General features: G+C 40.7%; 16 protein-coding genes. 8 read left to right on the forward strand and 8 right to left on the reverse strand.

Annotated features, from left to right (window positions below):
- Positions 1 to 154 precede the first annotated feature (154 nt).
- Positions 155 to 1,855: a transglutaminase domain-containing protein gene (locus tag LC091_RS16800; RefSeq protein ID WP_226683182.1), complete on the reverse strand. Its 1,701-nt coding sequence runs from the start codon at positions 1,853 to 1,855 to the stop codon at positions 155 to 157.
- A gap of 205 nt (positions 1,856 to 2,060) precedes the next feature.
- On the opposite strand from LC091_RS16800, the gene LC091_RS16805 reads away from it, so the two are divergent.
- From LC091_RS16805 to LC091_RS16830, 6 genes are all read left to right on the forward strand, one after another.
- Positions 2,061 to 3,062: a DUF1835 domain-containing protein gene (locus LC091_RS16805; protein ID WP_226683183.1), complete on the forward strand. Its 1,002-nt coding sequence runs from the start codon at positions 2,061 to 2,063 to the stop codon at positions 3,060 to 3,062.
- Positions 3,059 to 3,328, forward strand: coding sequence for a hypothetical protein (locus LC091_RS16810; RefSeq protein ID WP_226683184.1), 270 nt, complete (start codon positions 3,059 to 3,061; stop codon positions 3,326 to 3,328). The genes LC091_RS16805 and LC091_RS16810 overlap by 4 nt, the downstream gene beginning before the upstream one ends.
- Complete coding sequence (locus LC091_RS16815; protein ID WP_226683185.1) at positions 3,297 to 4,013, forward strand: DUF4097 family beta strand repeat-containing protein; 717 nt, start codon at positions 3,297 to 3,299, stop codon at positions 4,011 to 4,013. The genes LC091_RS16810 and LC091_RS16815 overlap by 32 nt, the downstream gene beginning before the upstream one ends.
- Positions 4,014 to 4,153: 140 nt before the next feature.
- Entirely contained in the window at positions 4,154 to 4,345 is a 192-nt protein-coding gene (locus LC091_RS16820; protein ID WP_226683186.1) for a hypothetical protein, read from the forward strand.
- A 111-nt stretch (positions 4,346 to 4,456) separates the two neighbouring features.
- Positions 4,457 to 5,647 carry an aminotransferase-like domain-containing protein gene (locus LC091_RS16825; RefSeq protein ID WP_226683187.1) on the forward strand — a complete coding sequence of 397 codons (1,191 nt, stop codon included), beginning with the start codon at positions 4,457 to 4,459 and terminating at the stop codon, positions 5,645 to 5,647.
- A 320-nt stretch (positions 5,648 to 5,967) separates the two neighbouring features.
- On the forward strand, positions 5,968 to 6,219 hold the full coding sequence (locus LC091_RS16830; protein ID WP_226683188.1) for a histidine kinase: 252 nt from the start codon (positions 5,968 to 5,970) through the stop codon (positions 6,217 to 6,219).
- A gap of 58 nt (positions 6,220 to 6,277) precedes the next feature.
- On the opposite strand, the gene LC091_RS16835 is transcribed toward LC091_RS16830, so the two are convergent.
- From LC091_RS16835 to LC091_RS16845, 3 genes are all read right to left on the reverse strand, one after another.
- Entirely contained in the window at positions 6,278 to 6,799 is a 522-nt protein-coding gene (locus LC091_RS16835; RefSeq protein ID WP_226683189.1) for a DinB family protein, read from the reverse strand.
- A gap of 21 nt (positions 6,800 to 6,820) precedes the next feature.
- Positions 6,821 to 7,609 carry an endonuclease/exonuclease/phosphatase family protein gene (locus LC091_RS16840; protein WP_226683190.1) on the reverse strand — a complete coding sequence of 263 codons (789 nt, stop codon included), beginning with the start codon at positions 7,607 to 7,609 and terminating at the stop codon, positions 6,821 to 6,823.
- Positions 7,610 to 7,748: 139 nt separating this feature from the next.
- Positions 7,749 to 7,958, reverse strand: a complete 210-nt coding sequence (locus LC091_RS16845; protein ID WP_226683191.1) for a hypothetical protein — start codon at positions 7,956 to 7,958, stop codon at positions 7,749 to 7,751.
- A gap of 161 nt (positions 7,959 to 8,119) precedes the next feature.
- On the opposite strand from LC091_RS16845, the gene LC091_RS16850 reads away from it, so the two are divergent.
- Positions 8,120 to 9,904: a sulfatase-like hydrolase/transferase gene (locus tag LC091_RS16850; RefSeq protein WP_226683192.1), complete on the forward strand. Its 1,785-nt coding sequence runs from the start codon at positions 8,120 to 8,122 to the stop codon at positions 9,902 to 9,904.
- 59 nt (positions 9,905 to 9,963) lie between these two features.
- On the opposite strand, the gene LC091_RS16855 is transcribed toward LC091_RS16850, so the two are convergent.
- Positions 9,964 to 10,596, reverse strand: coding sequence for a LysE family translocator (locus LC091_RS16855; protein ID WP_226683193.1), 633 nt, complete (start codon positions 10,594 to 10,596; stop codon positions 9,964 to 9,966).
- Between the two features lie 127 nt (positions 10,597 to 10,723).
- Entirely contained in the window at positions 10,724 to 11,938 is a 1,215-nt protein-coding gene (locus LC091_RS16860) for a helix-turn-helix domain-containing protein (protein WP_226683194.1), read from the reverse strand.
- A 128-nt stretch (positions 11,939 to 12,066) separates the two neighbouring features.
- On the opposite strand from LC091_RS16860, the gene LC091_RS16865 reads away from it, so the two are divergent.
- Positions 12,067 to 13,380, forward strand: a complete 1,314-nt coding sequence (locus tag LC091_RS16865; protein WP_226683195.1) for an MFS transporter — start codon at positions 12,067 to 12,069, stop codon at positions 13,378 to 13,380.
- Between the two features lie 398 nt (positions 13,381 to 13,778).
- Here LC091_RS16865 and LC091_RS16870 read toward each other — a convergent pair whose 3' ends face one another.
- Together LC091_RS16870 and LC091_RS16875 are read right to left on the reverse strand one after the other, a co-directional pair.
- Positions 13,779 to 14,444, reverse strand: coding sequence for a class F sortase (locus tag LC091_RS16870; RefSeq protein WP_226683196.1), 666 nt, complete (start codon positions 14,442 to 14,444; stop codon positions 13,779 to 13,781).
- A 70-nt stretch (positions 14,445 to 14,514) separates the two neighbouring features.
- On the reverse strand, positions 14,515 to 15,873 hold the full coding sequence (locus tag LC091_RS16875; RefSeq protein ID WP_226683197.1) for a copper amine oxidase: 1,359 nt from the start codon (positions 15,871 to 15,873) through the stop codon (positions 14,515 to 14,517).
- Positions 15,874 to 15,959 lie beyond the last annotated feature (86 nt).

A 15,959-nucleotide genomic window follows, 5' to 3' on the forward strand; every position in this document is an offset into this window, starting at 1 on the left:
AAGTGAAATGTAGGGAACTTGTCTAATAGAATCCATATTTTACTAAATGCATACCTCATTTCCCTAGTTTAGTCTCAAAATCCATAAAAAAAAGTGGCCACATAGATAACTTCTATGTGACCACCAACATGAACTACTAAATCAATTCAACCAATCAATACCTAACCCCAGTCCGCGTATGTGTCTTCTTAAACTCATCTGGGTTTGGATCAAAATAGTCCTCATTATAAGCTGCAATAAACTTATCATCACGATCGATATATCCTGAACCCCATGTTGGGTCCATCTCGATCCACTCACCATCCAAGTTTGCTTCGACCCAGGCATGATTCCCCGGCCACGGAGAGCCAGCACGCCCTTCTACATATCTAGCCTCGATCCCGCTCGCACGCATTAGAGCAATTGCAAGGTATGCATAATCCTGACAAACACCTGTCATGGAATCCAAAGTCTTCAGTGCACTGTCGTCCCACTCAAACTCATCGTTTTTGTATTTTTGCACATCATAGCTAACGTTCTTGGCAACATATTCGTATATTGCTTTAGCTTTAGCACGTTCAGAATCCTTATCAACAGTTAGCTCTTCAGCAAGTTTAATGATTTCAGGCGCATCGGACTGAACTCCTCGGGAAGGTAATAGATCTCGTTTATCTTCAGCAGATGCGGTCACATCAAATTTGGCAAAGCCATAATAACGGAAAAAATCACTGTTTTCTTCTTTAATTTCTGGAACACTTAATGTTACTTCATATTCACCAGGTCCGAAACGCAAGTAAAAGGAACCGTTAAACTGATAGTTTTCCACAGGAATCACATCAAGTGCCTCATCATCACCCTTTTTGGTCGTTACATAAATATGGGTGGTCTCCGGTCCAAACTCAGCTTCAGGATCAATTGATCCTTTTACGGAATAGGTTCCTTCCGCTTCGTCCCCTCCATATTGCGGAGATTCAAGTGTCACCCCGCGCTCTTTATAGGCAGTATAATATTCTAGAGGTTGCATCACTCGTTCAGAGGCATTGTCTATATAAAAGGTAGATGCAAGTTGGTAGTAGTCTTCGTGTTCACCATCCGGGACCATGACTTCCAACTGGTGAAGTCCTTTTCCATAGAACAGTGGGATGTCCGTGGCAAACTGTCCATCTTCAACAGTGACCATATGCTTCCAAAGGTCAGAGTCCTTTTTCAACTGAAGCATAATAGTATCTCCGTCCGAAAGCCCAGAAGCTTTCCCACTGAAAGAGAATAGCTCGTTTTCCTTTAAGAATGAAGAATCTACATTGAACTGAAGGCCTGCATTATGTCCAAAAGGAGTTAAGGAAATATCATAGGTTGATTCCGGATTTACATTATGGACGGTAAAACTCGCAGTATCGTAATAGTAGTTTTCACGGTCTGTATCAGGAAGTTGAACGGTGACGCGATATTCTCCTTCGCCATTAAAAAAAGAAATGTTCTCTTTAAACTTGCCATCTTTTATTGGTGCATAATATTCCATTACATTCCCTGTAGGCCCCTCCTCATCAGAGCGCACCTTAATCCAAATGTACTCACTTTTTAATTCAGCGTGTTTTTCCACGGTTCCAGCAATCTCTACTTGACCGTTTGCACTGAATTCCTTGTACTCAGGTGTACTAAAAGTCGCTTGTATTTCTTCTGCATAAGTAGTTAGCTCAAGTGCTTCAAGCTCCAACTCCTCATTCTTTTTATCCACAAGTTGTTCATACTTGTCTTTCGCTGTTTCTTGCTCAGCAGGCTGATTTTCTTTCACGCTTGTATCTTTATCTGAACAAGCAGCGAGAATTAAACTGCTGCTCAAAAGCAATGCCGTCATATATCGATGTTTTACTACCATTATATCCTCCTCGGGACGGGTCTTTTTCGTCCATTTATGTTGTATCTTTTAGTTACGTATGGACGAGCTAGAAAGTTTCTGATGCTATCTTACTATTAAATTGGAAAACTTTGAATAGTAACGGCAAAACAATGGAGTGGTAGAATTAGCCATTTGAAGGTGGTATAGTAAAGCTATAGGTAAAATATTCCTTGGGGGTTAAACTATGATTGGAAAATTAAAGGAGACTATTGAACAGCTACCTGAAAAGGATGCAAAACCATGGCTGCACTTAATTCTGATTCGATTAGATCAATTAACGAAAATAGACGTTCCAAAAGAAGATATGATAGAAGAGATACAGCATATAGTACAAATGATTGACCACCAGCCACCACCTCAAACAGACTTTGACATGATTCATATTGCCGGGAGCGAATCTACAGCTGGATCGCTAAAGGTCGGATTGGAACGAAACCATATGGTGATAGGTTTTTGGGAGATGTTTGATATCGGTCCCTTAGGGGATTCAGCTGTTAGGCAAGAATGGCTTCAAGATAATATTAATATTTTCGAAGAATCTATAGAGGAAGAGTTTAGTAGGGTTTTTAAAAAAGCGATAGAAGAATTAAATCAAATTCCTCCACATATTCCTGTAGTTCTGTGGACAGCTGATAACGCGCATGAACAAATTTTCCATCGCTACATTCTTCACCACTTGCGTAACATTGAAAATGAAGTGGTTCTGATCAATGCAACCAAAGGTTATGGAAAACTTCAGCAATCCAAGCAATTCCAACCTGCCCATTCAGGTCAAATCATGCCGGAAACGTTGAAAGTTATTTTTGAAAATGATTCGAAAAATATTTTGTCCCTACATGCTAGAAACCAATTATCAGACGAGTGGCTTCAATTAAAAGAAACAAAAGATCTGCTTCGTCTTTGGAGGAGCGGGGAGATACAAGGGGTTCGAGAAGACTATATTGACCAAGAATTACTTCATTGTGCCCAAAATGTCCAAAAGGATTTTGCCAATAATGAGTTTGTAAAGGCAGCACGTATTATTGGTGAAATGTATGGTGAGTTAGAGGGAAGATTCAATACTGCGTTTTTAGAATATCGCCTTCGAACTCTTGCTTATAAAGGTTATTTCAATCTAAAGGGAATCCCGAAATCGATGCGTCACTATAGCGTCAGGTTAAAAGATAGAGAGGGGGAAAAGGCATGAAAAAAGCATTATCCTTTTTGTTTGTGCTTATTTTATTAGCAATTGGGGCAACAGTGGTGTTTGGTCAATTCAAAGAAACCTTTAGTTTTAATTTCAATACTACCCCAATTAAACTAGAAGAAACAGTGAGCGGCAGTGAAGCAAACAATATAGAAATCCGTGCTACATCTGCGGATATCAAAGTGGTTTCTGTGGAAAGGGAAGACATCAATGTGAAATTATCCGGAGATGTTAGTGAGAAAAACATGGACAAATATAAAACTTAAAGTTAAGGAAATCGACGGAACTATACAAATTGAAGTCGAACAACCCAACATGGAATTTCAAATTGGTACCAACATCACAAACTTAAAACTCGAAATAGAAGTACCGGAAAAAACTTATACAGAGTTATCCACTTATTCCACATCAAGTGATATTCAAATGTCAGGGTTACACGTGGATTCCTTGAGAACAGAGGTGACTTCTGGGGATATTATGGTGGAAGGCATTACCATAACAGATAGTTATTCAATTGATCTGACAAGTGGTGATGTTCGCATTGAGAACACCAAAGCCAAGTCCATAACTATTGAAGGAACAAGCGGTGATATCACCTTCAAAGAAGTTCTTTCCGATGTTCAAGTGGATACGACATCAGGAGATATCAATGTCTGGGGTGTTGAAGGGAATGTAGACGTCGAGACTACATCTGGGGATATTGATATAGATAATGAACGAGTAACAGGTAATATCGAGGTGGAGGTGACAAGTGGAGACGTGAGAGTACAGTTCGACGAAAATCCTACCTCACTTGTAGTTGACTTTAAAGGACAATCAGGAAAAGGTACAGTGAACTTAAATGGAATGCTTTATAAAGAGAAAAGTGAGAGGAATATAGAAGGGCAAATTGGCGACGAGGAATTTTTGCTAAAAGTAAGAACAACTTCAGGGGATTTTAGATTAAATTAATTAAGTGTTAAGGTGCAGATGAAGGCAGGTTGCATGCCTGTTTGAAGGTGCACCTTTTATATTACCTTGTCTGTCTTTACTTATCTGTTATCATGTATACTAAGCTGATAGATGCCATAACCGAAAGGGGCTAACACCTGATGAAATATTTTAAATCACAAATGAAGCAGCTTCTTAAAGACAATGATGAATTGCAGCAACGTTTAAGAGAATTGATGGACGAGCACGGCTTAGAGAAAAACTTTGCCTTAAAAGCTCTCTATCACTCAGAAGTCGCAGAAGGCGGAAAGTATCAAACAGATTACCAAGCGCTTGACGAACCGAAAAACTAAAGTGAAAAATTGATCAGAGCAGGCCCTATATTGGGATTGCTCTATTGTTCATTAAGTGAAAGTAAGATTAAAATAGAAGGAACTTATAAAATGGAAAGGTGTTTGGTACCAATGAACGCGGAATCTTTTTTTCCAAATAACATAAAAGCAGCCCTACAAAATGATCCTCCCGGTGAATGGATTCCGTCCGTTCCAGTTAACTCAATCCGATTGCATTCTGGCTATCCTGCACCTCAATTAGTACCTTCCAAGGAATTAAAAGAAGCAGTAACTCAATTGCTTGAAGAAGAAAAGGACCTTCCGCTACATTACATAGGAAGTCCGAGAATCGATACGCTGAAAGACTGGGTACGGCAGAGACAGGATGTACGAGGTATGTATGCAAAAAATGAAGAGCTTTTAATCACAGCAGGCGCATGCCAGGCTATAGACCTTATTGCTCGTATTTTTCTAGATAAAGATGCAGTCGTAGTAGTAGAGTCACCAACTTACATGGAGGCACTGGAGATTTTTCAAAATTACACAGATAAGATTTTAACCATTCCGATTGATAAAGACGGTCTTCAAACGGAACAATTAGCAGAATTGCTTGCGGAGAGAAAGAAAAAAGGGCTTACTATGCCAACTTTCTTATATACAATTCCAACCTTTCATAATCCAACTGGTACCACAATGACAGAAGGTCGAAGAAAACAAGTTTTAGAACTAGCAGAGGAATACGATTTCTTGGTGCTAGAAGACGATGCATATGGTGAGCTTGGTTTTAACAATAATCCGAAGACACTTAAGTCCATGGATTCAAATGAGAGGGTTCTTTACGTCGGATCTTTATCAAAAGTGGTGGCTCCAGGCATGCGAATCGGGTGGGTACATGCGACAGAAAAATTCATCCAAGCATTATTCTGGTTCAAAAAAGATTTGGAGCATCCTTTCGCACAAGCAACCATGGCTACACTCTTGGAAAATACAGATTTTATATTACGATTGCGAAATTTAAGCGAGACATATCAAAAAAAATGCCAAGTGATGCTGGCTGCCCTCGAAAAGCACCTTCCAAGAAATGCATCCTGGTTTGTACCAGAAGGCGGTTATTTTGTCTGGGTGAATATCCCGGGTGTAGACACAGAGAAGCTACTTTCAAAAGCAACCGAAGAAGGGGTATCATTCCTTCCTGGCAAGTATTTTTTTCTGAATCAGACAGAAGGGGCGGAATACCTCCGTTTGTCATTCAGTTATGAGAGTGAGGAGAATATTGCAAAAGGTATTGAGAAGTTGGGGAATGTGATTGTTTCCAAGCTGTAATAAATTTGTTTAAGGGACGGCTCGATTGCTTACGAAGCACCGGAGTCGTCCCTTAATATATAATTCTGCACGATTTTTTGTATGAAGACAATTCCAGAGAGGAAATCGATTCAAAACTGTCTTCATAGCAAGGATGAAGACAATTCCAACGTTAAAATCCGCGTGAAACTGTCTTCATAGTAGGTATGATGACAATTCTAACGAGAAAAACACTCTGAAAAGGTCTTCATAACATTTTTATTATTTAAAAAAGGAACCTTATTTAGCCCACAAACGTAGACAATAGCAGATAACCTATTAAAATGTAAGAAGGTGGACCATTGGCGAAAGTAAAGTGGTTAATGTACACAGCTGCAGGATTGTTGATTGCTATTCCAACCATGTATGTTATTATATCGGATATTTCTTTTAGCTCTGTGACTAGTAACATTCTAATCTCCATAGCAATACTGTTGGTGATACTGGGTAAGTTTATTAGTGTAGTAGATAAGAAGAAAGAGAAAAAAAGATACGCGGTTGATATGGGGGCAATTATTGGACTTTCAATTGTATTAATTATTCGCTTCATTTAAACTTTGTTAAATATTCTTATTACAGAGGAGATGTCTAGATGAGCTAAGGGGGAGGATATTAATCTCCCCGTATTTCCCTCAACAACTGAAATATCTGCCCCCGGTGATGTGCCTCATGCTCTACTAGGTGATAAATGACCCACTCCGGTGTCACTTCATATTCATCAAGCAACCTAGCCCTACGCCAATCTTCCAAATTCATAGAACGAAAGTGCGAAAGCAAGGTCCCTCTCACTTTATTTAAACGGTGAAGATGCGTTTCAATAGAGTCTCCAACTACATGTACCAATTTCCCGTCAGGCCATCCATCCAATGGGAAATGTTCTTCTATTTCTGAGTCCCACGCGTCTTTTTCCATTACTTCCCCAAATAGCCAACCAGCTTCTACATAAGCAATGTGGTATAACAAAGATCCGATGGAATGTCTAGATTCTATTTTTCTATCAAGCTCACTTTGGCTAATTCCTTTTAATTTCTTAGTAAGGTTGCGGCGTACATCTTCTAAACACCATAGAGCACGACCAATCTCTTGTTCGTAGCCTGATAAAGATGTGATTTGCAATATTGTTTTGGTGGTCAATTTATCCTCTCCTTAATTATTTTATTTGCAAAGCTTTACCTTTGCCAAAACAGGATAATGATCTGACGGATATCCACCATCAGTACTATCTCTAATAATGCGGACAGTTAGAAACTCTACCCCGTTAGTACCAAATATGTAATCAATGGGATCCCCTTTTATTCCGCCCTCAAAAGCATGAAAAGTGAGGCTGCGTTCCTTTTCTTCTGCCGTAAAACAAGAATAGCAGCTTTCCATGGATGAAACTTCCGCTAATGGTTCACTATCCGGTACATCATTGAAATCTCCGGTTAAAATAACAGGCAAGCTTTTCGTGTTATCTTTACTACGAATCTCGTCACGGATTAGTTTCAATCCTTCTTTCCTCGCAAGTTTTCCCATGTGGTCAAGATGCGTATTAAAAAAGCGCAATACTGGTTGGGTTTCTCCTGTTGGAATAAGCTCCAGCCAAGAACAAATTCTTTCACAGTGTGCATCCCAACCCATACTTCCGATAATATCTGGTGTTTCTGATAGCATAAAGGATCCTTTTGAACCTATGGTGAAACGGGACTTTTTAACAAAGACAGCACTAAATTCTCCAACCTCTGTGGAAACGGTTCGATTGACTGCGTATACTTCATAGGACTCTTTGAATCTGTCTTTTAGCCATTCTAGCATGGGAATGGTTGCTTCCTGCGTGCCGATAACATCAGGCGTGTAAGCATTAATTGTTTCTGCAATCCAGTGTTTACGGTCATCCCAGTTAAATGGATCAGAAGGTACGATAACACGCAAATTAAAGGACATGACGGTATATGTAGGACCCATATCTAACTCCTCCTCAAAAGTATTCGGTAACAACTATTTCGATAAAACAATTAGAGTTCCTGCCATAGGATGGTTCTTTTACATATAGCAGACAAAACAAAAAAGCGCCAATTTCCATTGGCGCTTTTAATAGTATCTATTAACGGGAAGCCTTTGGTGGCTGGCACACGTCACATTTGCGTTGGTTATTATTCTTAAATTTTGTAAAAGTCTTTTCGAAGTTGCTGCCACACTCACATTTAAACAGTAACTTCTGAGAGAATCCGTGGTATTCAGTCGATAGCAATTTACTATCTGAATTCTTCTCAACAAATTCATTTATCTTTCCAATAGTCCATCGTTTATTCATTTCTTAACACCTCACATCCGTTCCTATTATAACATGGTCGAGGGTAGAAGGGACAGGCACTTCAACCCGATAAGTGTCAAGATACTTGTCCTTGAAATAAGCTAAAACTTCTGTGCATATAGTTAAGATGGAATAGTTTAAACTGAAAAGGTGGGACAACGATGGCTAAAGAATCGCGGACAATTAAGAGACCCAATTTTCTCATCCTGATGGTGGATCAGCAACGTTACCCAAGCATATATGAAAACGAAGAACTTAGAAAATGGCAAAGGGAAAACTTGCAAACTCAAGAGCTTTTAAAAAAGAACGGATTCGAATTTACTAACCACTATGTTGGGAGCACTGCCTGCTCTCCAAGCAGAACCACTCTATACACCGGACAATACCCATCCCTTCATGGGGTGACTCAAACAAGTGGCGCAGCGAAAACCTCTTTTGACCCAGACATGTTTTGGCTTGATCCTAACACCGTGCCGACTATGGGTGAATATTTTCGGGCAGCAGGCTACAAAACTTTCTGGAAAGGCAAATGGCATGCGTCAGAAGAGGATATTCTCATTCCTGGAACCAAAAATTCTCTGCCAAGCTATACCTCTACAGGCAGGCCGGACAAGAGAAATGTAGATAAATACCTCGCATCCAACCGCCTTAATAGTTACGGATTTGATGGCTGGGTTGGACCGGAACCGCACGGCTCATCCCCACGGAATTCAGCTAGCTCAGCAGCCATTGGATTAAGCGGAAGGGATGTCATCTATGCCCAAGAAACAGTAGAGCTCCTTCAGTTATTGGAAAATGAATGTCATAGGGATTCTTCCCCGTGGTTTGTGATGTGCTCACTTGTCAACCCGCATGACATTGCAATTTATGGCATTTACACAGAGCTAAGTCCATTGTTTAACTTTGAAGTTGATCCATCTGTACCTTTCATCCCGCCACCGCCGACTGCCAATGAATCACTAAGTACCAAGCCTTCCGCCCAAGAAAGCTATCGCGAAATTTACCCCAAGGCACTTCAACCAATCCGAGACAACGTATCATACAGACAGCTCTATTATTCCTTGCAAAAGAAAGCAGACCAAGAAATGGGGAAGGTTTTTAGGACCTTACAAGATTCCACCTTTTATGAAAATACAATTGTCATTTTTCTGTCTGACCACGGAGAGCTTCTTGGTGCACATGGCGGCCTTTATCAAAAATGGTATAACACCTACGAGGAATCCATCCATGTGCCATTGATTATCCATAGCCCAAAATTATTTTCCGGAAAAGAAACTACAGATATGTTAACAAGCCATGTCGATGTGCTACCGACCATGTTAGGACTCGCAGACATCGACGCAGAAGAGATTCAACAGCAACTTAAACGCGATCACACAGAAGTTCATCCACTAGTAGGGCGAGACCTGACGCCGCTACTCATGGGGCAAGACAAATTCTACCGTGCCAACGAACCGCTTTATTTTATGAGTGATGACGATGTTACCCAAGGTCTCAATCAAGTATCTGCAACCGGCGAACCCTATCATTCTGTCATTCAACCAAACCACACTGAAGCTATTATCACTAAGCTCTCTACAGGCGAAAATGGCACAAAGGAAATCTGGAAACTTACACGTTGTTACGATAACCCACAATTTTGGAGTAATCCGGGAGTTGAGAACGTCACAACCACTCAAGTTTCTCAAACATCTACAGGTGAGCATGTGGACTGTTCATTGTGCATCACGACCACTAAAACGAGACCAGTTCCGGATCAATATGAACTTTACAATTTGACTAAAGATCCGTTAGAGGAAATCAATCTTGCCTATCCAGCCAATCGAACTCCAGAAACAATAGCTATCCAAAAGCTCCTGATGGTGGGCCTAGAGGAACAGTGTAAGCAAAAGAGGTTAGAGCCATCGAGTGGGGAAGTACCGGGGATGCCTTCTTGTAAAAATTAAAAAAAGCCAAACGACCTGGTAGCAATAGGTTGTTTGGCTTTTCATTAATTTGACTATTATTACTGCGAGCCCTTTTCCATAGCTAATTTTACTCCAAACCCAATCAACACAATCCCTGTAATAGATTCAATAACTGTAGTGGTTCGCGGTTTTTTCATAAATGCGCTAATCTGATCTACTAGATAGATGTAAAGGACAAACCAAATGGCTGTCAGGACAGCGTAGGTAATTCCCATTAGAAGGAACGGTCCTATTGTGCTTGTTCCAGAATCAACGAATTGTGGCAGGAAGGTCAGGAAAAAGACGGCAACTTTTGGATTCAGCATATTAGTCAAGAAACCTTGTTTAAAGTGGGATTGATTTTTAAATTTATTAGCAACATTGCTGTCCATTGGAATTTCGTCTTTCTTGTTGCGAAGTACCCAAATTGTTTTTACCCCTAGATAGACAAGGTAGATCGCACCAACGTATTTAAAAACAGAGAACAGAAATGCAGATTTAACAATGATTGCGGATAGACCAACCACGGCTGCAAAGGTATGGATGAGGATCGCGCAAAAGGTACCTAAAACGGTTTTGAATCCGCCAATTCTCCCGGCAGATAACGTGTTTTTCGTGGCGATGGCAGTGTCAGGACCAGGCAGAAGGATAAGTAAGATACTCATAAAGACAAACAGAAAAAAGTTTTCCATAGTGAAAACCCCAATCTCATTGAAATTTATTAAGATACATTGTAACAGATATCAGAATATTTTAAAAAGTATTTTTATGGGCTTTAGGGACAGGCACTGCGACCCTTAGTGGGTCGCGGTGCCCCAGTTACCCACTAACTTGCTCCAACACTTTTCTACTGAAGTCCTTCATTTTTGATTCCAGGAGAGGCTCAAAGTTATCGACGGCTTTTTGGGCGGCAGTTACGGCTTCTGCCTTTTTTCCGAACTCCATAAGAAGGAGTGCTTGGTAGGATTCTTTTATATATAAAAATGACAAGTCAATAGGATGGTGAAGGTCAGGCATGATGAACAATTCTATTGTTTGATATGCCTCTTCATAGCGTCCCAAATAGTAAAGGGCTTTAGCTTTTTCTAAATTCAACCAAGGTGCATAGAAATCCACTAATTCTAAGGAAGAAAAGCAATCTTCAATTCTGGCAAGTGCCTGTTCGTATTCTTTCTTTTCTGCTATCAAATCCATAATGGCGAATAATTCACAAAAATAAATGGAGGAGTCGTGATCTGCAAATTCTCCGTATTGCTTTAACTTTCTTAAATAATACTCTTTTTTTTGTATATCTCCCTCCATCAATGCATGTGCAGCGGCGAGACGGTAGAGGTCATCTGTCAAATAAAAGATACGTTTTTCTTTTGAATAGGCAAGTGCCTTTTCCATCGTTTCAACTGCTGCTTTGGAATTCCCGACTGCATATAAGTACACGGCTTCCGTATAATCAAGATCAAGTCTTGCCATCGGTTCTATGTAGGCGTGCTTGGCTTCAATTTCTACTCGTTCATTTATAAAAATACGTAATGCTTCTTGGTAGTTATGTTCAGAAAATGCTATAGATGAACGAAAAATCCCAATGGACGTTCGATTGGAGGAAATGTTCATCTCGTCAAACATGTCAGAAGCTGTCTTAAGAAGACTTTCCCAACCAGTACGTTGTTGCCGTTGCAGAGAATAGCTATATATCTCTAAAAGTCTTGCACTCTCATATCCATGGTTAAGCTTATCTAAGTGAGGTTCGATTTGTGCGATAAGTTGCGAATATTTGTCAGTGAGTTCTAGCAATGGTACATTGAAAATCTTTTCAGCACGTTCTAATATTTCTCTCAGTTCTTGAGAATGGCCCTCCCCTAATAATTCTGATCTCTCCACACCAAGCTGATGAGCAATATAAGTAAGACTTTCCATGGATGGATTGGCCTTGTTATTTTCAATCAGGCTGAGCATTCCTTTTGTCAGCTCTGTCCCTGCCAATGCTTCCAACGTCATCTTCTTTTGTTTTCTTAATTTTCGTATCCGATTTCCGAGCATAGAGGTGTGCCTCCTTTTTGAAAAATATATTTGTTTAATTATATTAAACTTTTTCTTGAATTGGAATACCTTGGTATGGTAAGATTTGTTTAATTAAATTAAACTTTTATTAAAACGGGGTGCTTTTAATGGAGGAAAGCTTAAAGCTGAAAAGAGCAACATATCATCTGTACACCTTTATGATTAGTAAATTAATCTCCACCTTTGGATCACAGGTATATGCATTTGCCATTAGTTTTTATATTTTGCAACTTACCGGGTCTGCAACAAGCTTTGCAACTAATCTTCTATGTAATATACTCCCACGAACACTTGCAGGACCATTTGCTGGAGCCATCACGGATCGATATTCTAGAAAAAAGATTGTTATTTTCTCACAAATAGCCACAACTCTTGCCATCACAGGACTTCTCATCTATTCCCTAACATCAGGACTCTCCCTCATAGCAATTTACACAACAACTAGTATACTTTCTTTGACTTCCATGTTTTCTGGAATTGCATTTACTTCATCCATCACAGGATTAATTGATCAGGCTCGTATTCAAAAAGCAATGTCAATGAACCAGATGGCCATTTCTTTTGCAGCTATAGGAAGCCCTGCTGTCGGCGGGCTTTTGTATGGAACAGTACCGATTCCTGTATTCCTTATAATGTTTATTGTTGCCTCTATCTTTGCCGTAATTTTGGAATCAACGATGAATTTCCGTTTATTTTCTGAAGTTAAGGCGAGCGGAGAGGAGGGGGAGAAGAAGGAATCCATGATGCAGAGCATGAAAGCGGGTTTACGCTACTTGCGTGTGCAAAATTCAATTTTGCCCATACTCTGGATACTTTTACTTATTAACTTTCTTTTCGGGGCTTATGAAGTTGGGTATTCCTATATCCTGATTGATAATCTGAAAATGGAGTCTCAGCATTTTGGTTTCACACAAGGAGCATTTTCGCTTGGCATGTTGCTAATGTCGATTTATTTTTCCGGGCGAAAAGAAGTGAAATTTCCGCTGCTTGTTTCCAAAAAGGGAATCCTAGGAATGGGAGCGGTTATGGGGGCGATTTCTCTTCCGCTGTTGTTGTCGATGTCATACTGGATAATGTTCTCTTATTATATGTTTCTCATGTTCAGCTTCGGTTCACTCATAATTATCGTAAATACACCTTTGCAAGTGATGCTTCAAAAGACCGTTGCTGACGAATTCAAGGGGCGTGTATTTTCCATTATTGAAACGATGGCGATGGCGCTAATTCCTCTTGGTATGGTGATTTACGGGGTATTGTATGATGTCTTTCCGGGGGAGTGGATCTTGCTTTTATCCGCTGGAATGCTTATTGTTATCACGCTGATTATGGCGAGACCGTCTGTAATTCGAAAAGTGCATCCAGAGATTGGTGAGAAGCAGGAGGAGGTCCGTTCTGTGGAAGCGGGGAGTGTGGCGCAGTAAACTAAGAGAGTATGAAGACATCAGATGGGGAGAATTAAGGTCGGCGAGGTCTTGATAAGTGGTATGAAGACATCTGATGGCCAGAATGGAGGTCAGTGAGGTCTTGATAGGTGGTATGAAGACATCAGATGGGGAGAATTAAGGTCGGCGAGGTCTTGATAAGTGGTATGAAGACATCTGTTGGCCAGAATGGAGGTCAGTGAGGTCTTGATAGGTGGTATGAAGACATCAGATGGGGAGAATTAAGGTCGGCTAGGTCTTGATAGGTGGTATGAAGACTTCTGTTGGCGAGAATCCAAGTCAGAGAGGTCTTGATAGAGCGTATGAAGACTTCTGTTGGAGAGAATCCAAGTCAGAGAGGTCTTAACCAAGACCTCTCGCCAATAAAAAAACATTTATCACTTCTTCAAACTACTATACACAACCAACCGATCGGAATAATTCCTGCTTTCCCGGTTAAACGTCCCTGTGCAGGTAATCAGGTTTAAATTGCTCTGAAACGAATAATCAAAAATTGCTTCAACAGGAGACTCATTCTCAGGGTAAGTTTCTATTCTATCCACCACATATGTCAGTGATTCCCCATCAGCACTAGAAACAATGATTTCGTCACCGGCCTCTAGATTCTTCAGGTCAAAAAATACAGCAGGGCCGTTACGACTGTCGACATGGCCGGAGATGACGGAGTTTCCACGCTCTCCCGGCATGGGGCCTTCATTGTACCATCCGACCGTTTCAAAAGATTCGGGTACTCCCATTTGACCGTTTTCGATAACGCCTACTTGTTCAACAAGTGCATCGACTCCGATGGAGGGGATTTCAATTCGGTGGGGCTCGATGCTGATGGATTCATCTTTAATGACTTTCCCGTTTTCGTTCGTGGTTTGTGTACGGGGAGGGAGGGGAGTCTTTTGATTGGCAGGGGCTGCTGTCTCCGTTGATGCAGTTGTTTCGCTTGTAGTCTCTACCTGTGAAGCTTGTTCAGAGGCTGTCTCCGAATTGTTCTCAGCACTACATCCGATCAGTAAAAGAAGCATGAATGATAAAGCGGTTAGTAGTCTCATAGTTATACTCCTTCTTGAAAATGATAGTAGGAAAGAGAGGGAAAAGCCCCTCTCTTCTTAGCTAAAACTATTATTCTTGTGTAGCTTTTCTTCTATATGCAATGATTTGTGTTAAGACAATCGCGGAGATCAGTCCAGCAACAGTCCAAGCGATAGCAGCGTTCATTCCACTGTTTGCTGCACCACCCATACCTGCTGCAGGCATGTCAGTCGGCATGTCTTTTTCAAAGTTCTCTGGGAATTGGTCCACAATTGCACCAGACATCATTTCGCCTACACCGAACATATGCGCATAAGATTCACGAATTGTGTTGTAAGTTGTTTCATAGTCTGCTTCATTATAGCTGTTGAAAGCTAGAAGTAGCTCATCAACGTGCATTTGCAATCCTTTTTCAAGGTCTGCGGCTTTTAGACGGCCTTCTGTAGCTGTGTCTAAGAATGCAGCTTGTTCTACTTTATACTCTTCCAACTCAGCGATTGCTGCTTCACGGCCTTCTTCATTTTCCTCACCAGTTGCAACTACATAATCTACGAAATAACCGATATGGCTACTCCAAATTTCTTCAAATGCTGCTCCACCTTCTTCACCGTAAACTGATGCTACGGCAGCAGATAGGTCAGTTGTGTTTTCATTTAAAGCACCTGCAGCATTTTCAAAATCACCAGCTCCATCAATTCCTTTTTGCATCGCAAGTACTGCTAAAGCAGCGTGCTCGGCGAAAAGGTGGTTCAAGTCAGCGCGTAAGTCAGCTGCTGGAGTGTCAACACTAGTATTCTCAAATTTATCAGGGAATTGGTCAGTGATTGCCCAAGATAATCCTTTACCAGGTGCGTACATGTGCTCAATTGCGTGACGCATGTTTTCGTATGCTTTTTCAAAATCACCAGCGACATAGTTGTCAAATGCCCATACTAATTGCTCTACATGCATTTTTAAACCAGCTTCAAGTTCACTTGCCTTTAAGCGACTTTCTGTTGCAGTGTCTAGAAACGCTGCTTGTTCTACTGTATATTCATCTAATTCGGCTAACGCCTGTTGTCTGCCTTCTTCATTGTCTTCTGCTGTTGCTGTTACATAATCGACGAAGTAACCAATATGGCTGCTCCAGATTTCTTTAAATGCTGCACCGCCTTCTTCACCATAGACAGAAGCGACTGCTGCGGACAAGTCATCTGTGTTTGCGTTTAATGCGCCAGCTGCTTGATCGAAGTCTTCCGCTCCGTCAATTCCCTTTTGCATGGCTACGACTGCCAAGAAAGCATGCTCTGATAATAATGCATCCAATGACGCTCTCAAGTCAGATGCCGGGGTGGAAACAGATGCGTGTGGATGATGATGTTCTCCATCGTGTGCACTTGCTACTTGAAAAGTTGGTACTAATAATCCTACGCTAAGTGGTACGGCTACGATTGCTTTTTTCCAGTTCATGTTCTAAGCACTCCTTTTTAGTTGGTTTCATTTACCTAACGGAGCGGATCAGAAACTGGATCACTTTTTTTGAAAAAAATAAAAAA

It is taken from the genome of Sutcliffiella horikoshii (assembly GCF_020524325.1).
GTDB classification, from domain to species: domain Bacteria; phylum Bacillota; class Bacilli; order Bacillales; family Bacillaceae_I; genus Sutcliffiella_A; species Sutcliffiella_A horikoshii_D.